Here is an 18,891-nt window from a genome sequence, read left to right on the forward strand (position 1 = left end):
GCCTCCAGAGCGGCTCCGGCGCGAAGCGCTCGCTCGCCGGGATCGCGCCTGGCCGCCCCCCTCTGGCCTGCCGGCCATCTCCCCCTCAAGGGGGGAGATTACTCGCTTCCACCGCTCAGATCAGCTTCTCCAGCGTGATCGGCAAGTCGCGCACCCTTTTCCCCGTCGCGTGGAACACCGCGTTGGCGATCGCCGGCGCCACGCCGACGATGGGCAGTTCGCCGACGCCCTTGCCGCCGAGCACCGAGGAGTGCGGGTCGGGGATGCCGACCGAAATCACCTCGATGTCGGGAATGTCGGCATTGGTCGGCACCAGATAGTCGGCGAGGTTGTTGTTGACGATGCGGCCGTGGCGGCGGTCGATGATGCCTTCTTCCAGCAACGCTTGGCCGATGCCCATGATGATGCCGCCCTTCCACTGGCTTTCCGCCAGCTTCGGATTGTAGAGCCGTCCCGAATCCAGCGCCGACACGACGCGCGAGACGCGCACCGTGCCGAAATCCTCGTCGACCCGGACCTCGATGAAATGCGCGCACCAGGAATGGCGGGAATAGTCGCCTTCGGTGTGCGGCAGCGCCATGGCGATGGTGGTGTAGTTCCTGTAGCGGTCCTCGGCACTCGAATTGGCCGGCATGGTATCGCCTGTCGCCTCGATGCGATCGCGGCCGACGCTTTTGAGGAGCTCGGCGATCGACACATCGGGGCCGTCGCCACGCGGTGCGGTGATGCGGCCATTGGCGACGACCAGCGTGTTGGCCTGCAGCGCATGGAAGGGCGAGCGCGGGTCGCTGATCGCCAACCCGACCAACTGGTCGAGCGCCGAGGTCGCGGCCTTGTAGACGGCGCCCGTCATGACGCCGGCCAGGCGCGAGCCGCCGGCGACGCCGGCGCGGGGGAAGCGAGAATCGCCCAGCTTCACCACGACGTCGTCGGCCGGCACGCCCACCGTCTCGGCCGCCGTCTGCGCCAGGATGGTGTAGGTGCCCTGGCCCATGTCGATCGAAGAGCTTTCGACCTCCACCGAGCCGTCGGCCAGGATGCGCACGATCGCCTCGCCATAGGCGCGCCGCACCGGATAGGTACCGGCGGCTACGCCCCAGCCGATCAGATGGTTGCCGTCGCGCATCGAACGCGGCTCCGGTGAGCGCCTGGCCCAGCCGAAGCGCTCGGCGCCCGTGGCAAAAGCCTCGCGCAACTGCCTGGTGGACCAGGCTTTTTTCACTTCCGGGTCCTGCTCGGCATAGTTCCGCAGCCGGATCTCCAGCGGGTCGATGCCAACCTCATAGGCGAGCTCGTCGATGGCGCTTTCGATGCCGAAGGCCGAGGGGTTCTCGCCCGGCGCGCGCATGGCGCCCGGCACCACGGAATTCACCCGCACGACGTTCTGCCGGGACGAAAAGTTCGGCGTCGCGTACATGATCGAGGTAACCGAGGCCAACGGCTCCACCCACATGCCATCGATCGACGTTTCATTGACGCCGCGATGCACGATCGACTGGATTTTTCCTTCCGCATCCGCGCCGAGCGCCACCGTCTGGCGCGTCGCGGCGCGGCCGCCATAGCCGGTGAAGGTCTGCGGGCGCGTCATCACCAGGCGCACCGGCCGGCCGAGCATTTTGGCTGCACTCGCGGCAACCGCGCCGTGGCCGAGCGCCAGCGCCTTGGAGCCGAAGCCGCCGCCAATATAGGGCGAGACCAGCCGCACATTCTCGAACGGCACATCGAACCACTCGGCATAGGTGCGCGCCATGCCATCGAGCCATTGGCTCGGCTCCCACACGGTGAGCCGGTCGCCCTCCCAGCGGGCGATCAGGCCGTGCGGCTCCATCGGCGCCTGGTATTCGCGCGGCGTGTTGTAGGCGGCGCAGATCCGGACCGGGGCGGACGCAAAGGCAGCCTGCGCGTCGCCCCATTCCTTGGTCATGGCCTCGATCGGAATGCCGTCGCCGGCTTTGGCATCGTTGAGGTCGACGATGGCCGGCGTCTCGTCATAGTCGACCTTGACCAGGGCCGCTGCCGCAACCGCCTGCTCGAAGGTTTCCGCGACCACGGCGGCGACATGCTGGCCCGAAAAGCTGATGTCGCGCGCCAGCGGGCAATAAGGCTTGTCGGGCGGGGGCGTGCCGAACCAGTCCGACGCGGTTTTCAGGGCCATGATGGTGTCCGGCGTCAGCACTTGCAGCACGCCGGGCGCCGCCTCAGCCTGCGCCGTATCGATGGCGCGCACCTTGCCGGACGCGATCGTGCTGTCGACCAGCACGGCATAGGCCAAGTCTTCGAGCTGCTGTTCGACGGCGTATTTGGCTGCGCCGGTGATCTTGGCCGGGCCGTCGACGCGCGACAGCCGGCCTCCGACGGCTTGTGCCAGCACGCCGTCGGAGGCGTCGCCATGTCTTGCGATGTGAACGGTCATGCCGCTTCTCCCAGTTTGAGGATCGCTCTGGCCACCACGCGCGGCGCGAGCTCGATCTTGTAGTGGTTGGCGCCATGGTCGACGGCGCCCTCGACGGCGAGCAGGCTGGCCGCGCGGACAACCTCAGGCTCCAGCACCTTGCCTTTAAGCGCCTCTTCCACGGTGCGCGCCCGCCAGGGCTTGGTGGCAACGCCGCCGAGCGCGACGCGCAGGTCGCGGACGGTGCGCCCGTCGGCCTCGAGTTCGAGGCCGACGGCGGCACTGGCGGCGGCGAACTCGTAAGACTGCCGGTCGCGGACCTTCACGTAGCTCGAGCGGCGGGCGGCGGCGGATCCCGGGATTTCGATGGCGGTGATCATCTCGCCCGGTTCGATCGCGTGTTCCTTCTGAGGCGTGGTGCCGGGCAGCAGGAAAAAGTCGTCGACCAAGACGCGGCGTTCTCCGAGATGGACCACCGCATCGAAGGCGACCAGCGCGGTGGCGAGGTCGCCGGGATACGTGGCGATGCAGGCCTCGCTGGTGCCGAGCACCGCATGGCCCCTGGTGACGCTGCCGATCGCCGAACAGCCGCTGCCGGGCTCGCGCTTGTTGCAGGCGGCAAAATTCGAAGGATCGCGGAAATAGGGGCAGCGTGTGCGCTGCATCAGATTGCCGCCGACGGTCGCCATGTTGCGGAGCTGCGCCGAAGCCGCCTGCCACAGCGCCTCCGAGACAGCGGGAAAGCCGCCCTTGATGCCGGCATGGTCGGCGACATGGCTCATCCTGGCGAGCGCGCCGATGACGGCGCCGCGCTCGTCGATCTCGATGGTGTCCAGCCCCTTGAGATGGGTGATGTCGACCAGGCTGTCGGGCTCGGCGACGCCGCATTTGGCGAGGTCGATCAGCGTCGTGCCGCCGGCCAGCAGCATGGCGCCGGGCAGGGCGGCCGCCTGGCGTGCGGCGTCGACGGAGTTGGCGCGAAGATAGGAAAAATCCCTCATGACGCGGCCTCCAGCGCTGCCTGGCGCACGGCGGCGACGATGTGCGGATAAGCGCCGCAGCGGCAGAGATTGCCGGCCATGTATTCGCGGATCTCGTCATCGGAGCCGGCATGGCCCTCGCGGATGCAGGCGACCGCCGACATGATCTGGCCCGATGTGCAATAGCCGCACTGGAAGGCGTCCTGATCGAGGAAGGCAGCCTGCACGGGATGCAGTGCGCCCTCCCGTGCAAGCCCCTCTATGGTGGTGACGGTGCGGCCTTCGGCCTGTGCCGCGAGCGTCAGGCAAGCCAGCACGCGCTCGCCGTCGACATGCACGGTGCAGGCGCCGCACTGGCCGTGGTCGCAGCCCTTCTTGGTGCCTGTCAGGCCGAGGCGGTCGCGCAAGGCGTCGAGCAGTGTGACGCGCGGTTCGAGGTCCAGCGTATGCGGCTGGCCGTTGATATCGAGATGGACGGGGATTGTGGTGTTCGTCATGGGCGTCTGGCTCCAGTTGCTTGACGCTGAGGGAAATGAAGTGGTGTCGGGGCGGGGAAGGGCAAGGCGCAATGTGGTCAGCTTGGCCGATCTCCCCCCGTGCGGGGGGAGATTACGCTCTTCGGCGCCTTCACCAATCCCTGACGGAAATCGGCTTTGGCTTGCAAGCTTTCAGCACGTGACATACCGGTTCCCCTGATTATATGATAAAGGTGCTCCACTAAAGCGGAGGTGCCTCCGTTTATTACGTGGGGGCTGACCCGATGGGGTTCAAGCCCCATATTTCGACAGTGGAGAAAAAATTGGCCGCAGAGCCGTCCGCCATCCCCGACCAGAAGACCGCAGAGGCCAAGCCGCTGCGCGCCGACGCGCAGCGCAACCGCGACCGGCTGGTCGAGGTGGCGGCGTCGGTCTTCGCCGAGCGCGGGATCGACGCCTCGCTGGAGGAGATCGCGCGCCGCGCGGGCGTCGGCATCGGCACGCTCTACCGGCATTTCCCGACACGCGAGCACCTGGTCGAGGTGGTCTACCGCCGCGAGGTGGAGGGGCTGTGCGCGGCCGCCGGCGAACTGGCGGCAAAGCATCCGTCCGACGTGGCGCTGGAAGAATGGATGCGGCGCTTCGTCGACTATATCGCCACCAAGCGAGGGCTTGCGACCAGCCTGCGGATCCTGTTGACGGCGAATGCCAATCTCTATTCCGACACGTCGGGTCGGGTCTCGGCGGCGTTGCGGCAATTGGTCGAGGCGGCGGTGGCCGAGGGCACCATCCGTGGCGATGTCGACGCGTCCGACGTGCTGCACGCGCTGGGCGGCATCTATTCGGCGCCCGACACCCCGGATTGGCGCGATCGCTCGCGCCGGCTGGTCCGGCTGCTGATGGACGGATTGCGGTTCGGCGCCGCCAAGGCTAGGTGAGGGCGACTGGAGACTGGCCTGCGGCTAGCGGGCACGTCCGCGATTTGGGGGCATCTTATGTATGTGGGCCGTTCCTACAAGGTGATGGATTTCGCGCTCTGGTCGCGGCGCAGCGTCATCTACATGGTGGTGGTGAGCGGACTGGCGGTGGCCGCCTACCGTTTTCCCGGACTTGCCGGGTTCTCGGTGCCGTGGTCTGTCGTGCTGGTGCTCGGCACCACGGTGTCACTGGTTGCGGGCTTCAAGAATTCGCAGGTGTTTACCCGCAGCGGTGAAGCGCTGCAGGCCTTTGCGCAAATCACGGCCAGCAGCCGGTTGTGGTCCAATTTCTGCAGGGACTTCACCGACGCCCCGACAGCGAAGCAACTCATCTATCGCCACATCGCCTGGATGACGGCGCTGCGTTTCGCGCTGCGGCGGCCGATGCCATGGGAATCCATGGCGCGGGCCGCCAATATCGAATACCGGCGGCGTTACCATGTCCAGGAGGATACGGGCTCGATTGCCGACGAATTGCGGCCGTTGCTGGGCGAGCAGACCGGGGGCGTCCTGAAATCGCCCCGCCCGGCGATCGCCTTGCTCGAAATGCAATCGGTGCAGGTCAACGGCTTGTTCAAGGACGCCAAAATTCCTCCGCAGATCTATGGCGAACTGACAAAACTCATCCGCGACTTCCACGACCAGCAGGCGCGCTGCGACCGCATCAAGAACAATCCCTATCCCCGCCAATACGCCATCGTCAGTTCCATGTTCGTCATGATCTTCTGCACGCTGTTGCCGTTCGGCGTCGTTCCGGTCTTCGCCGAGATGGGCAAATTCGGCGGGGCGCTGGGCTCGATCGCGATCTGGCTGACGATCCCGTTCAGCACGCTGCTGGGCTGGGCATACATGTCGCTCGACCAGGTCGGCGAGAGCAGCGCCAACCCTTTCGAGGGCAACGCCAACGATGTGCCGATTTCGCAGATCTGCCGCGACATCGAGATCGAGATGCGGACCGGGCTCGGCGAGGTCGACCTTCCCGCGCCATTGCTGCCTGTCAACGACATCGCGACGTAAACGCCAGCGCGCTTGGCGGCGATGAGCAGGGCGAACGGCCGGCTTCATTGCGCCTGGGCGGCGCGCCGCTCCGCCGTCGAAGCGTCAGGTCTTTTCGGGCGTGCACCAGGGGCAGCCCTTGGCGGGTTGCGACGGCTCGTCGCCGCGCCGTGTCGGCTCCGCCTCGATCGGCTCCCGTGTGTCGGGACCGTGCGTCTCACTCGTCCGTGTCATGGTTCTTCTCCTTGATGGGTTGCATCGGCGATTCAAACTGGTTTGCGCAATGCTCTGTTTTTGCAGAGTTTTCTCCAAGCGCTTTGCTTTCTCCCGGCCCGCCTGCCTGTTGGAAATCACGCGCAGCCAAGGCGCCAGATGGAAGGCGCTCATCAGCAGGTACATGGCCGGCATGCCGGTGAGCGGCGAAGAGGTGCCCATGCACAGCATCGCCGCATCGCCGCCGAAGATGCCGGCCAGCAGCGCCATCAGGGCGAAGGTCGGCGCGGCGGCGAGGCCCAGCCAGTCGGCGATGCCGAGGCGGGCCGCGTCCTGATCGGGACCGGGGCGGGCGCCTGTATGGAGGTCGCTCATGTCTTTCTCCTCGGTTGCGCATTGGCGCCACCCCGGAAAGCTGCAGCGGTTCTGGGAAAGCTGCCGCCTTGCGAAGAGCGTCCGGCCGCGCTTGCGTGGAGCCGGCGCTCTAGCCAGGCTCTACTGGGCGTCCTTGTTGCGGAACGCCGCCTCGCCGGCAGCAGACACTTCGTCCCATTTCCTGTCCGGCGCGGTGTCGGCGTCGTAGTTGTCGCTCCAGTTCCACCATTTGTAGGTCGGGGTCTGCGGATAGCCTTCGGGCGAGTCCTCCCAGACCTCCTGGCGGCCGAGCGGCGTGGCGTCGAGGTAGCTCCAGACGGTGCCCATCGCCTCGTCGCCGCGGTTGTTGATCAGATAAGTGCGGAAGATGCGGTCCCCGTCGCGGATGAAGACGTTGTGGCCGTGCCATTCGTCGACGCCGAAGTCTTTGTCGAAGCTGTCGGTGATGGTGTACCAGGGCATTGCCCAGCCCATCCGCTTCTTCAGCCGCGCAATGTCGGCCTGCGGCGCACGCGAGGCGTAGGCCAGCGTGGTGTCACGGGCGTTGAGATGAGCGAGGTTGGAGACCTGGTCGGCGCCCAGCGAGCAGCCGCGGCAGGCGTGATCGGGCCAACCATACACACCCGGCTCGAAGAAGGCGCGGTAGACGATCAGCTGGCGGCGGCCCTCGAACAGGTCGAGCAGGCTCGCCTTTCCGTTGGGTCCTTCGAACGTGTAATCCTTCTTGACGGCCATCCAGGGCATGCGGCGGCGCTCGGCGGCCAACGCATCCTTGGCGCGGAGCGTCGCCTTCTCCTTTACGAGCAACTGCTGGCGCGCCGCCTCCCATGCTTGCTGGGAAACGATCGGCGGTGTGTGCATTTGCTTGGTCATGGCTTTTGCCTCGCTGTTCCGGTTTGATGTGACGCGACTGACATAGCGCCGGACAGCGGGATGGTGAGAGTTACAAGTGTGGCGGGATTCGCCGTGGCGGGATTTTTTTGATGGATTCGCTGATCACGGCCGCGGGGCTGTTGCTGGCGGCGGGTGACCCGCTCGGCGCGCTCGACCGCGTGGCGTTGCGCGAGGACGCGCCGGCGCTGGCGCTGCGCGGCATCGCCATGGCGCAGCTCGGCGATCGCGACCGGGCCAGGGCTCTGCTGCGGCGGGCGGGGCGCACCTTCGGGCCGAGGGAAGCGGTGGCGCGCGCCAGATGCGTCATCGCCGAAGCCGAGATCGCGCTGGTTTCGCGCGACCTCGGCTGGCCGGCCAAGGCGCTCGATGCGGCGCGGGCGACGCTGGAAAAGCAAGGCGACCGGCTGAACGCCGCGCATGCGCGGCACCTGGAAGTGCGATTCCTGTTGCTGATCGGCCGTCTCGACGAGGCCGAGCAGGTGCTGGCCGGGCTCGATGCGACGCCGTTTCCGCCGGCTTCGCGGTCCGCGCACGAGCTGGTCGTCGCCGGCATCGCCATGCGGCGCCTCAGGACGAAGACCGCGCGCGCGGCACTCGAGCGGGCACGGCACGCCGCATGGCGGTCCGGCATTCCCGGGTTGATGGCCGAGGTCGACAGCGCGTTCCGGGCGCTGGCAACGCCGGCGGCGCGGCTGATCGCGAACGGTCAGGAGCGTCCGCTGCTGCTCGAGGAGGTCGAGGCCTTGCAGGCATCGGAAGCGCTGGTGGTCGACGCTCTTCGTCATGTCGTGCGCGGGCAGGACGCGCTGGCCTCGCTGGCGACGCGCCCGGTGCTGTTTGCGCTGGCGCGCGCGTTGGCCGAGGCCTGGCCCGGCGACATGCCGCGTGCGGCGCTCATCGCCAGGGCCTTCGGCGGCAGGCACGCCGATGAATCGCATCGCGCCCGGCTGCGGGTCGAGATCGGCCGGCTGCGCGCCGAGCTGCGCGGGCTGGCCGACATCCAGGCGACGAAGCGCGGTTTTTCGCTGGCGCCGAAACGGGGCGGCGAAGTGGTGGTGCTGGCGCGGCCTCTCGAGGAGCGGCATGCGGCAGTGCTCGCCTTCCTCGCCGACGGCGAAGCCTGGTCGAGCTCGGCACTGGCGCTGGCGCTCGCATCCAGCCAGCGCAGCGTGCAGCGCGCGCTTGAGCAGCTTGCCGAGACCGGCAAGGTGCAATGGTTCGGCCACGGCCGCGCGCGCCGCTGGATGACGCCGCCGGTGGCGGGTTTCACGACCACCTTGTTACTCCCGGCGCCGTTGCCGAGCGGCTAGGAATGGATCACACGATCAAAAGGTGAGGATGAAGACATGAAACATGCGGCGGCCGAAATCCTGCGTGAATACGGCCCCTTTGCGGGCGTGGACAGCGTGCATGGGGTGAGCTTCGATGGGCAGAACGTCTGGTTTGCCTCGGGCAAGGGGCTCACCGCCTTCGACCCGGAGAGCGGGCAGGCGGTGCGCTCGATCGATGTCGCCGCCCATGCCGGGACGGCCTATGATGGCCAGTACCTCTACCAACTCGCCAAGGACCGGATCCAGAAGATCGATCCCGGCACCGGCGCGGTGCTGTCCACCATTCCGGCGCCCGGCGGCGGCGGCGATTCCGGCCTCACCTGGGCCGAGGGCACGTTGTGGGTGGGGCAGAACCGCCAGCGCAAGATCCACCAGATCGACCCCGAGACCGGGGCGATCCTGCGCGTCATCGAATCCAACCGCTTCGTCACCGGCGTGACCTGGGTCGATGGCGAGCTGTGGCACGGCACCTGGGAAGGCGATCAGAGCGATGTGCGGCGCGTCGACCCGGAGAACGGAGACGTGCTGGAACGGCTCGACATGCCGCCCGGCAAGGGCGTGTCGGGGCTCGAATCCGACGGCGGCGACCGCTTCTTCTGCGGCGGCGGCCCGGGCGGCGTGGTGAGGACCGTGCGCCGACCGAAATGAGGGCTGATCTTTGCGGTGAGCTCACGTGCCGACGCCTGCGGACAAGCGACAGGAGCATCGTCTGTGTCGATCACAGATTCGGCAATTTGTCCGCCGCCGGCTGGCCGTTGCCCGATGCCGGGCCTAGATAGGCTGGACCATCTTCGCAGAGGACCAGACCATGCCTGAACAGATTTCGTTGAACGACGGCTCGACCATTCCCCGGCTCGGCCTTGGCGTGTGGCAAGTCGATCCCGCTATCACCGCCAAGGTGGTGGGTTGGGGGATCAAGGCCGGCTACAGGCTGATCGACACCGCCGAAGGCTACCAGAACGAGAAGGGCGTCGGGGAGGCGATCCGGGGCGCGGGCGTGCCGAGGGGCGAGCTGTTCATCACCTCGAAGCTGCGCAACGGCGCGCACCAGCGCGATGCCGCATTGCGCGCCTTCGAGGATACGATGGACAAGCTCGGTATCGAACAGATCGACCTGTTCCTCATCCACTGGCCGGTGCCCAGCCAGGACAAATATGTCGAGGCCTGGCAGACATTGGTCGAGCTGCAGAAAGCCGGCCGGATCAAATCGGTCGGCGTGTCGAATTTCAACCGGGATCACCTGGAGCGCATCATCGGCGAAACCGGCGTCACGCCAGCCGTCAACCAGATCGAGCTGCATCCGCGTTTCCAGCAGCGCGAGATCAGGGAGTTCCATGCCCGGCACAACATCCACACCGAAAGCTGGAGCCCGCTCGGCAGCGGCAGGCTGCTCGGCGACGCGACCATAGCAGGCATCGCCGCAAAGCACGGCAAGTCCGCGGCGCAGACGATGATCCGCTGGCACCTCCAGGAAGGGCTGATCGTCATCCCGAAATCGGTCCACCAGGACCGCATATCGGCCAATTTCGACGTCTTCGATTTCGAACTGGACGCGCAGGACCTGAAGGCCATCCGCGGCATGGATTCAGCCGATGGCCGCGTCGGGCCGAACCCTGCGACGGCGGCGTTCTTGTTTTGAGGCCACCAACGTTTTTACTCTACGGCGCCCCCCTCTGTCCTGCCGGACATCTCCCCCACGAGGGGGGAGATCGGCTGTCGTGAATGCTTTCGCCAATTTTCAACTTTGAAAAATGTGGCGCTGGAGCCAAAGCTGCCAATCTCCCCCCTTGTGGGGGAGATGCCCGGCAGGGCAGAGGGGGGCGCTGTCCCGCCAGCCTGTCAGGGCGCGTCTGCCAAACCAGCCGCGATAACGATATGCTGGCAGACATTGTCTATGTCGCGGATGACATCGTCATTCCAGAAGCGCAAGACGATCCAGCCATCCTGTTCCAAGCGTTTGGTTCTGGCCTCGTCAGCATTGGCAAGACCCGGGTCGCCATGTTGTGAACCGTCGACCTCTGCAATCAGCTTTTTCTCCGGGCAGGCGAAGTCTACGATGTAGCCGGCGATGGGGAATTGCCTGCGAAAGCCCAGGCCCATCAGCCTATGCGCACGCAGCTCGTTCCAGAGCTTTAGTTCGGCATCGGTCATGATCCTGCGCATCGATTTCGCGTTAGCGCGGTGTCTTGGGGGCAAGGGTGTGTGTGGCATGGTGTGAGAGGCTTGATGCTGAAGTTGGTCACCAACGTTTTTACTCTACGGCGCCCCCCTCTGTCCTGCCGGACATCTCCCCACAAGGGGGAGATTGGCAGCTTTGGCTCCGGCGCTACATTCTTCAACGTTGAAGATTGGCGAAAGCATTCGCGACAGCCGATCTCCCCCCTTGTGGGGGAGATGCCCGGCAGGGCAGAGGGGGGCTGTCCCGCCGGCGTCTCAGGAGATCAGCAGCTTCAGTGCCTCAAATCCCCGAGCCGTCGAGCTGCTGGGCGTCGTCGCCTTCCCAGGGCGAGGGCATGGAGGCGCGGGCGAGGTTGGCCGAGGGCATCGGCATCCAGCATTTCAGCTCGGGCTCGGCATATTCGACGATGCGGCCGGGCGAGGAGTCCGACGCGCGCCAGCCTTCTTCGCCGAACTGGTCGCCATCCGACCAATAGGCGAGGTCGACTTCCGCCGGCCCCTGCTCGGACGGCCGGACCGTGACGAGGATCCGGCTGCCGTCCTTGGGCGCGCTTGACATGTGGCGCCAGCGGTCGGGCTCATCCATCGCTCATCCTCCTCGGGATCCATTGCCATGCTTCGAGAGGGATAGTCGCCTCGCGTCCGGAAGCGGTCAACCCGGACTTTTCGCAAAACCGGTCCTTGCGGTCGCGACCTCATTGTCGGATTCGATCGGCGCTATCCGTCCTTGTCGTGCATGCCGCAACAAGGAGCGAGGCGATGGCGAGTGACAAGGTCGGGCCGAAACCGCACGGGGCGGACGCGGAGATGAAACTGTTCTTCAGCCGCAACCCCAATCCGCGCCTGGGAGTCGCGGTGGCCCGTCACCTCGGGGCGAAGGTCGCGTTCGAATTCGCTTCGCCCATGGCGCCGGGGCAGGCGGCGCGGTTCCGTCCGCTCAATCCCAATCTTTCCCTGCCCTTGCTGGCCTGGCCTGGAGGGAGCCTCTGGGAAGCGGACGCCATAGCCTGCCGGCTTTCGCACGACATGGGTTCGGATTTCTGGCGCGCGGGCGACGACGAACCCGAGATGATCCGTTGGCTGAGCTGGGGCAAGGAAGAGTTCGTCAGGGCCTGCGACATCGTGCATTTCGAGCGCGGCACCAAGCAGCGCTATGGCATTGGGCCGATCGACGCGGAAAAGGTCGCGGAGGGACTGGAACAGTTCCACAGGACGGCGCCAATCCTCGAGGCGGCACTTGGCCGGCGGCCATGGCTGGCCGGGACTTCGGTCTCCTATGCCGATTTCCGCATGGCGACGTTCCTACCCTTCAACGACGCCGCCCGCTTGCCGCTCGGCGACTATCCCCAAATCGAGCGCTGGTATCGCCGGCTCGAAGAGATCGAGGCCTGGCGCGATCCGTTCCAGGGGCTGGACGCGCCCGCATTGGCACCGGTCCCCGGACGGTGATGCCCGCGTGAGATGACGCGGGAGCGGTCGACCAGGCTTCAGGGCTTGAATCGCGATTCCGCTTCAACTGCTTGTTTTCACGTCCATCCGAAAACGATTGCGCGCTTGTCATGCGATCGTTCAGCCCGCCGGATGTTCGCATCAGGCAGGCAGCATTTCGCACAACTGTGCGCAACGCCCAACTGGCGGCCATCGGCGCTCGACGCTTTGCAATCGGGTTGATAAGTCCCTCTGCGAAGGAGCGGCTGAGTCTGATATGACCGTTGCGATCGAGATGGGACAGACGACCGCCGGCGCGCCGGCGGCGCTGGATCTTGAGGAACTGCTGGCGACGCGGCTTTTGGTGCAGGGCAATTCGGGCTCCGGCAAATCCCATTTGTTGCGCCGGCTGCTGGAGCAGAGCGCGCCCTGGGTGCAGCAGACCATCATCGACCCCGAAGGCGACTTCGTGTCGCTGGGCGAACGCTTCGGCCATCTGGTGATCGATGCCGAGGAACATACCGAGCGCGGGTTGCAAAGCGCCGGCGAGCGGGCGCGCATCCACCGCGTCTCCACGGTGCTCAATCTCGAAGGGCTCGATGCCGAGAACCAGATGCGGCGCGCCGCCGCCTTCCTCGGCGGGCTGTTCGAGGTGGCGCGCGACCATTGGTATCCCATGCTGGTGGTGGTGGACGAGGCGCAGCTTTTCGCGCCGGCGGTGGCCGGCGAGGTTTCCGACGAAGCGAGAAAGCTTTCGCTCGGCGCCATGACCAATCTGATGTGCCGCGGGCGCAAGCGCGGGCTTGCCGGCATCATCGCCACGCAGCGGCTGGCCAAGCTCGCCAAGAACGTCGCGGCCGAGGCCTCCAATTTCCTCATGGGCCGCACCTTCCTCGACATCGACATGGCGCGCGCGGCCGATCTGCTTGGCATGGAGCGGCGGCAGGCGGAGGCCTTTCGCGACCTGGAACGCGGACACTTCATGGCGCTGGGCCCGGCGCTGTCGCGCCGTCCGCTCGGCCTGCGCATCGGGCCGACGGATACGAGCCCGCGCAACGGTACGCCGCGGCTGATGCCGCTGCCGGAAGCGGCATTGGAGGACGCCCGCGCGATCATCCTGGCGGCACCGCCGCCGGAGGCCGTGCGGCCGCAGCGGCGGGTGACATCGCCGGACCTGCTCGACCAGCTGATGGCGGCGAAGTCCGCGGCGCTGGAGATCCGCCCCGAACCGGCCGAGCCGGCGCCCAGCGCCGAGGACCTGGCGGAGCGGCGCGAGCGGATGGACCGCATCCTGCGCGCCATATTGGCGGAGCCCGACGCGGGCTTCCGCGTCATCGGCGTGCTCTACCAGGAGTTCGTGGTGCGCTGCCGCATCGAGGGGCTGGCGTCGGTCGTGCCCGATCTGCAGGAGTTCCGCCGCATGCTGACGCGCGCCCGCGCCGGCGTGGGTTCCGATATGGCCGAGGACGATGCGTGGCGCGACGTCTCCGTGCGCGCCTCGCTGCTGCCCGAGGACATGCAGGGCGTGTTCATGATGATCGCCCGCGCGGCAAAGGAAGGCTGGCCCTGCCCGAGCGACGCCGCGATCGCCCGCGCCTATGGCTCGCACTCCATGCGCCGCGCCCGGCGCCTGCTCACCTACATCGAGGAGCAGGGCCTGATCGTGTGCCAGCTCGACGGCACCGGCCGGCGCACCGTGACGCTGGTGGAACTCGCCTGGGCGACGGCGCCGGGCGACCCCAATGCGGCGCCGGGCGACCGCAACGCGGCGCCGGGCGATCCCAATGCCGAGGAGGCGGAGCAGGGCAGCCTGGCGCTGTGATGGCGTGGGCGGGACGGTTGCGGTTGTCCACTGGAACATAACGAGAACATGTGATACTCTATCGCATCGGTGAGTCTTGCGCGGTACGGTCGAGGGCGATGGGAAAAATTTCACAGATTCGTGGGTCGAAATTGCCTGCCGTCTTGCGCTCGGCGGCTGATGCATTGCGAGCGGCGCGCGCGGAGCTGTCGAAGGCTCGCCTTCTGGCACGCGCATGGTGCGAGACGATCGACGAATGCGACCGCGAAACTTATGCGGTTTCGCTGACCCGGCGCGCGCTGGAGGCCTTGTCGGCGGCCCTCGGCATTTCTCCGGCGATCTGCCCCTCGCTCGCCTTCGAAACGGAAGCGCTGGACGAGCCGGCCTCCGCGCTTGCGCACAGCATCGGAGAGACCGCCGCGCGGCTGCCGATCCTCGAAGCGCTGCATCTCGTCACCAGCCTCTATCCGGTCCTGCTGCCGACCAGGGAGCGCGGTGAGCGCGGTGCCTTCTACACGCCGCCGGCGCTGGTCAACCGCCTGCTCGACCAGGCCGAGGAAGAGGGCCTGGACTGGCGCAGCGCGCGGGTTCTCGATCCCGCCGCCGGCGGTGGGACGTTTCTGTTTCATGCCGCGCACCGCATGATCGCCGCGCTCGGCGATTGCGAGCCCGCCTTCGCGCTCAGCCATGTCGGCACCAGGCTTGCCGGTTTCGAGCTCGATCCTCTCGCGGCGCGGCTGGCGCAAGGCGCCCTGGAGATCGCGCTCGCCGATATTGCGACCAGGGCCGGGCGCGCCGCCCCGGCCATGGTGACGGCCTGCGACACGCTTGAAGCCGATCCGGAACCCGTCTTCGATCTCGTCGTCGGCAATCCGCCCTATGGGCGGGTCTCGCTGCCGTCGCAATTGCGCGAGCGCTATGCGCGCGGCCTCTACGGGCACGCCAATCTCTACGGCGTTTTCACCGATGCCGCGTTGCGCTGGACCAAGCCTGGCGGCCTTATCGCCTTCCTGACGCCGACAAGCTTTCTCGGCGGCCAATACTACTCGGCGCTGCGCAGCCTTCTGGCCAAGGAGGCGCCGCCCGTCGCGATCGACTTCGTGCATGCGCGCCGCGGCGTTTTCGAGGATGTGTTGCAAGAGACGCTGCTTGCCGTCTACGTCAACGGCGCCGAGCCGCGGCGCGCGCAGATCCACTACCTGACCGTCGCCTCCGAGACCGAGGCCGGGATTGCCCGCAACGGCACGATTGGCTTGCCATCCGACCGCGCCATGCCCTGGCTTGCGCCGCGCACGCCGGAGCACAGCCGGCTCATCGCCCAGGCCGAGACGATGACGCATCGCCTTGCCGACTGGGGCTATGGGGTCTCGACCGGCCCGCTGGTCTGGAACCGCTTCAAGGGTCAATTGCGCGATCGCGCCGGCGGCAAGGGGGTGCATCCGTTGATCTGGGCCGAAGCCGTGACCGCCGACGGCCAGTTCGCCTATCGCGCGCGCAAGAAGAACCACGCTCCCTACTTCAAGCTGGAGGCCGGCGACGGCTGGCTGCTTGTCGAGGCGCCCTGCATCCTCGTCCAGCGCACCACCGCCAAGGAACAGGCCCGGCGCCTGATTGCCGCCGAACTTCGCCAGGAATTCATCGATGCGCATGGCGGCGTCGTCGTCGAAAACCATCTCAACATGGTCCGCGCGACCGGCAGCACGAAGGTGCCGGCGGCGGTCGTGGCGGCGCTTTTGAACAGCCGTGTCGTCGACGATCTTTTCCGCTGCATCAGCGGCAGCGTCGCCGTTTCCGCCTTCGAGCTCGAAGCGCTGCCACTGCCGTCGCCCAGGAGCATCCAGGCATTGGAAAGGCTGGTCATGGCCGGTGCACCGCGCGACAGGATCGAGGCGGAATGCAGCCGCCTCTACGGTGAGCCTGCATGACGGCACGGCCGCCCTATGCGACGCGCGATCTTGTCGCCGGGCGCCTGCCGCTGATCTTTCCGGAGGGCACGCCGAACCGCATCTATTGCATCCGCGAACTTGCCGCCAGCACCGTGTTCGCCGCTCTCTACATCGGCGCCGTCGAGGGTTCGGGGCGATTCCTGGGCCCTGTCCATGTTTATCGCATGACCCGCGAGCAGGCGGCGCTGGCGGACGATGCAGATCGGGATGCCTACGCCGCAACCGTCCTGCGCAAGAACGGCGCCGTCGCGGGATCACGCTGGTACGCGGACAATACGCGCGAGCCCATCCGCGACGAGACGCTGCGGGACGGGCTGGTGGCGATCGGCGCGGTGCTGCGTCGCGAGGATCTGCCGACGACTTCAGGCCAGCCCCGCTACGCGCTGAGGGCGGCATTTGCAGCCCTGTTCGACCCGGCGCTGGAAGGCGAGGCGCTGGAAACCGCCATCGCGGACTTCCAGGAAACGCATCTCAGCAAGGGCGCGCTGGCCCGCGTGACCATCATGCGCGCCGGCGCCGTCGCCAACACCGCCGGCATCCGCGTCACGTTTCCGAACGGCGACACCAGGCTTTTGGCGCCGGGACCGAGTTCGGTCATCGCGCAAGCCGTCATCGAGGTGTTCGCCAAACGGTTTCTCGCCGCCCCTGCCATGTTGTGGCTGAGCGAGAGCGGCAACAAGGTGGTCCTGCGCGACGACGCCATCGCCAGTGCGATCGGCCTCAAGATCGAGGCCGACAGGAACTTGCCCGACATCATCCTCGCCGATCTCGGCCGCAAGGAGCCGTTGATCCTGTTCGTGGAAGTGGTGGCGACCGATGGCGCGATCACGGATCGCCGGCGCGATGCCCTCCATGCTGTCACGGACGCGGCCGGTTTCGACCGAAAACAGATCGCGTTCCTGACCGCCTATCAGGATCGCCAGTCCGCCGGCTTCAAGAAGACCGTCGCGCAGCTTGCCTGGGGCTCGTTCGCCTGGTTCGTCTCCGAACCCGGCCAACTCCTCGTGCTTCATGACGGCGCGGCCGACGGGCGTCCATTCGGCAGCTTGCCTTGGACAGTGATGTAATAACGCTTCCCCAGCGTCACTAGGACAGCCGGTCGATACACGGATTATCCGGTGTTGCGCTCCGTTGGCGGCCTAGCCTGCTATGTTTAATGTTGGAGTTATTGTATAGGAATAAGGTCTGGCGAATAGCACTTCGTTTGTTGGGAACGAGTAGCATTTCGTTTGATGGCGAGGGGAGCGCCAAACGATGAAGTTCAACTTCGATGGACCTCCAGTGGATGAATCCGAGGCTGACATCCCGCTCGCCTGCCAGCGCCAATTGTTGCCTCTCGTGGGCGAAATCGTCGAGGCGGCTGTCGCGGCCGGCTGGGACAAGGATGATGTGCTTCTGGCTTTTGTGGAACTCGCGTGGGATCTTTACGAAAAAGGTCGCGGGGACCCGCAATAGACGGCCGTGAACGGCTGGCTCCGCGCCGCGCCGTTGCGTGCCACTGATGCCGAACAACGCTGTCGAACCATGGGGCCGACACAGCCTCGCATGTGAACTCCTCCTTCGTGACCGATGCGTTGCCGGCTTACGCCCGGGCCGACGAATCCGGAAGCGAAGATCCGTCAAGGCTCTTCGCTATTGACAGAAATGCTGCTGAACTTCCTTCGACGGTCAGTTCTTCTTTCTTATCTCGAATAAAGAATTTTCTTTGCGCGTGGAAGTTCTTTTCAATTCGAGGCGTGTGCGTTACGTTGATTCCGGGTCAGGGGAAGGGGATACCAAGCGGCGGTGAGCCGGCTGAGGCAACACGTATGAAACATGCGGGCGGGGCTCGGGAAAGCGCCGATTCCCAGGGCGTCGATCAAGAGCGGACAGCTCGATACGTCCTGGATATCATTCCGGAAAGTGCTGGTCCCAGAAGAGCCACCGCCCGCGGAAGCGTCATCTATTCCGTCCGCAGTCCGGGATCGCAGAAATTCCTGGCCAGGGAGCATTCCACGGGGATTGTGCTGAGGCCGGCACGCAAGCTGAGAGCCTCGCTCGGCAGTGACAGGATCACGCAGTACGATGCGCCGGTCGGCTGTCTCGTCGTCAACCCGGCGGGCGTCGACAGCACGCTGGCCTGGTCGCAGACCAGGGAGAACGCCGTCGTTTCGATCTCTCCCGAAGCGCTGTCCGAGCTGGCGGCCCATGAGTTCGATCTCCCGGACGTCAAGCTCGAGCCGCCCGCGTTCGGCACGGTTGACCTGAGGGCGCTCAACATAGCCCAGATGATCACTGCCGAACTGACCGACAGGCTGCCGCCGAACGAGCTCTATCTGGACTCGCTGCTGACGGTGTTCGGGGTGCATCTGCTGCGCGGTTATACGGGTCGCAAGAGGCAGGCCGCGTCGCCCAAAGGCGGGCTCTCCGCCGTTGGCGCCCGACGCGTGCGAGAGTATCTCGACCAGAACTTCGTGCGGAAAGTCATGGTCGCCGAGCTCGCGTCGGTCGCGGGGGTGTCACCAAATCATTTCATCGCAAGGTTCGCCGGGACATTCGGCATGCCGCCGCATCGGTATCTGATCAACTTGCGTCTCGACCTCGCGGAAAAGCTGCTGGCCGGCGGAGAGTTGCCGATTGCCGAAGTCGCCTACCTTGCCGGATTTTCGGATCAGAGCCACCTGGCCGCGACCATGAAGAGATACAGGGGAAGAACGCCAGGCAGACTGGTGACGCTTTCCGCAGGAATTGAAAGCCCGACCATGGCAAAGTAGCAACAGCTGCCGGCCAGCGAGCCAAGACCGGAATTTCCTACAAGGCTTCCGGAGTTTTTCAAAATACGTCCGTCACCACCTGTGCCCCAAGCTTTGCTGGAGTCATTTGGAATGCCATTCGGTTCGCGCATTGCTTGCCATCCGGCCGGAT

At 66.2% G+C, this 18,891-nt stretch carries 17 protein-coding genes and 1 pseudogene; 11 read left to right on the forward strand and 7 right to left on the reverse strand.

Annotated features, from left to right (window positions below):
- Window positions 1–115 precede the first annotated feature (115 nt).
- From FJ443_RS09625 to FJ443_RS09635, 3 genes are read right to left on the reverse strand one after another with little or no spacing between them, the layout of a single operon-like run.
- The gene (locus FJ443_RS09625; RefSeq protein WP_140663674.1) at window positions 116–2,413 is read right to left on the reverse strand and encodes a xanthine dehydrogenase family protein molybdopterin-binding subunit; all 2,298 of its coding nucleotides are present in this window, start codon (window positions 2,411–2,413) and stop codon (window positions 116–118) included.
- The gene (locus FJ443_RS09630; protein WP_140663677.1) at window positions 2,410–3,393 is read right to left on the reverse strand and encodes a xanthine dehydrogenase family protein subunit M; all 984 of its coding nucleotides are present in this window, start codon (window positions 3,391–3,393) and stop codon (window positions 2,410–2,412) included. Before FJ443_RS09630 ends, FJ443_RS09625 begins: the two co-directional genes overlap by 4 nt.
- Complete coding sequence (locus tag FJ443_RS09635; RefSeq protein ID WP_140500117.1) at window positions 3,390–3,869, reverse strand: (2Fe-2S)-binding protein; 480 nt, start codon at window positions 3,867–3,869, stop codon at window positions 3,390–3,392. Before FJ443_RS09635 ends, FJ443_RS09630 begins: the two co-directional genes overlap by 4 nt.
- Before the next feature lie 302 nt (window positions 3,870–4,171).
- Here FJ443_RS09635 and FJ443_RS09640 point away from each other — a divergent pair, with 302 nt between their 5' ends.
- Both FJ443_RS09640 and FJ443_RS09645 read left to right on the forward strand, forming a co-directional pair.
- On the forward strand, window positions 4,172–4,786 hold the full coding sequence (locus tag FJ443_RS09640) for a TetR/AcrR family transcriptional regulator (RefSeq protein WP_140500115.1): 615 nt from the start codon (window positions 4,172–4,174) through the stop codon (window positions 4,784–4,786).
- A gap of 57 nt (window positions 4,787–4,843) precedes the next feature.
- The gene (locus FJ443_RS09645; RefSeq protein WP_140516077.1) at window positions 4,844–5,842 is read left to right on the forward strand and encodes a bestrophin family ion channel; all 999 of its coding nucleotides are present in this window, start codon (window positions 4,844–4,846) and stop codon (window positions 5,840–5,842) included.
- 312 nt (window positions 5,843–6,154) lie between these two features.
- Here the strand turns inward: FJ443_RS09645 and FJ443_RS09650 are convergent.
- Both FJ443_RS09650 and FJ443_RS09655 read right to left on the reverse strand, forming a co-directional pair.
- A pseudogene (locus FJ443_RS09650) lies at window positions 6,155–6,409 on the reverse strand (hypothetical protein); the annotation flags it as partial.
- A gap of 120 nt (window positions 6,410–6,529) precedes the next feature.
- Entirely contained in the window at window positions 6,530–7,282 is a 753-nt protein-coding gene (locus tag FJ443_RS09655; RefSeq protein WP_140663679.1) for a DUF899 domain-containing protein, read from the reverse strand.
- A gap of 110 nt (window positions 7,283–7,392) precedes the next feature.
- Between FJ443_RS09655 and FJ443_RS09660 the strand changes: the two genes are divergently transcribed.
- The 3 genes from FJ443_RS09660 to FJ443_RS09670 all read left to right on the forward strand — a co-directional run bounded on the left by FJ443_RS09660 (window position 7,393) and on the right by FJ443_RS09670 (window position 10,273).
- Window positions 7,393–8,613, forward strand: a complete 1,221-nt coding sequence (locus FJ443_RS09660) for a helix-turn-helix domain-containing protein (protein WP_140663681.1) — start codon at window positions 7,393–7,395, stop codon at window positions 8,611–8,613.
- 36 nt (window positions 8,614–8,649) lie between these two features.
- Window positions 8,650–9,282 (forward strand): glutamine cyclotransferase, encoded by a 633-nt coding sequence (locus FJ443_RS09665; protein ID WP_140521471.1) that lies wholly within the window; start codon window positions 8,650–8,652, stop codon window positions 9,280–9,282.
- A 160-nt stretch (window positions 9,283–9,442) separates the two neighbouring features.
- Window positions 9,443–10,273, forward strand: coding sequence for an aldo/keto reductase (locus tag FJ443_RS09670; RefSeq protein ID WP_140657670.1), 831 nt, complete (start codon window positions 9,443–9,445; stop codon window positions 10,271–10,273).
- Between the two features lie 200 nt (window positions 10,274–10,473).
- On the opposite strand, the gene FJ443_RS09680 is transcribed toward FJ443_RS09670, so the two are convergent.
- Together FJ443_RS09680 and FJ443_RS09685 are read right to left on the reverse strand one after the other, a co-directional pair.
- Window positions 10,474–10,845, reverse strand: a complete 372-nt coding sequence (locus tag FJ443_RS09680) for an endonuclease domain-containing protein (protein WP_140521473.1) — start codon at window positions 10,843–10,845, stop codon at window positions 10,474–10,476.
- Between the two features lie 247 nt (window positions 10,846–11,092).
- Complete coding sequence (locus FJ443_RS09685) at window positions 11,093–11,398, reverse strand: hypothetical protein (protein ID WP_140500102.1); 306 nt, start codon at window positions 11,396–11,398, stop codon at window positions 11,093–11,095.
- A 221-nt stretch (window positions 11,399–11,619) separates the two neighbouring features.
- On the opposite strand from FJ443_RS09685, the gene FJ443_RS09690 reads away from it, so the two are divergent.
- From FJ443_RS09690 to FJ443_RS09715, 6 genes are all read left to right on the forward strand, one after another.
- Complete coding sequence (locus tag FJ443_RS09690) at window positions 11,620–12,261, forward strand: glutathione S-transferase family protein (protein ID WP_140663855.1); 642 nt, start codon at window positions 11,620–11,622, stop codon at window positions 12,259–12,261.
- 256 nt (window positions 12,262–12,517) lie between these two features.
- A complete protein-coding gene (locus FJ443_RS09695) occupies window positions 12,518–14,062 on the forward strand; it encodes an ATP-binding protein (protein WP_140500100.1) in 1,545 nt (514 codons plus the stop codon).
- A 131-nt stretch (window positions 14,063–14,193) separates the two neighbouring features.
- Window positions 14,194–15,966: an N-6 DNA methylase gene (locus FJ443_RS09700; protein WP_246675676.1), complete on the forward strand. Its 1,773-nt coding sequence runs from the start codon at window positions 14,194–14,196 to the stop codon at window positions 15,964–15,966.
- Complete coding sequence (locus FJ443_RS09705) at window positions 15,963–17,054, forward strand: BsuBI/PstI family type II restriction endonuclease (protein ID WP_140500097.1); 1,092 nt, start codon at window positions 15,963–15,965, stop codon at window positions 17,052–17,054. Before FJ443_RS09700 ends, FJ443_RS09705 begins: the two co-directional genes overlap by 4 nt.
- 187 nt (window positions 17,055–17,241) lie before the next feature.
- The gene (locus FJ443_RS09710; protein ID WP_140500096.1) at window positions 17,242–17,442 is read left to right on the forward strand and encodes a hypothetical protein; all 201 of its coding nucleotides are present in this window, start codon (window positions 17,242–17,244) and stop codon (window positions 17,440–17,442) included.
- Window positions 17,443–17,549: 107 nt separating this feature from the next.
- Window positions 17,550–18,740: an AraC family transcriptional regulator gene (locus FJ443_RS09715; protein ID WP_246675675.1), complete on the forward strand. Its 1,191-nt coding sequence runs from the start codon at window positions 17,550–17,552 to the stop codon at window positions 18,738–18,740.
- The last annotated feature ends 151 nt before the right edge of the window (window positions 18,741–18,891 follow it).

This window comes from Mesorhizobium sp. B2-6-1 (assembly GCF_006440475.1).
GTDB lineage: Bacteria > Pseudomonadota > Alphaproteobacteria > Rhizobiales > Rhizobiaceae > Mesorhizobium.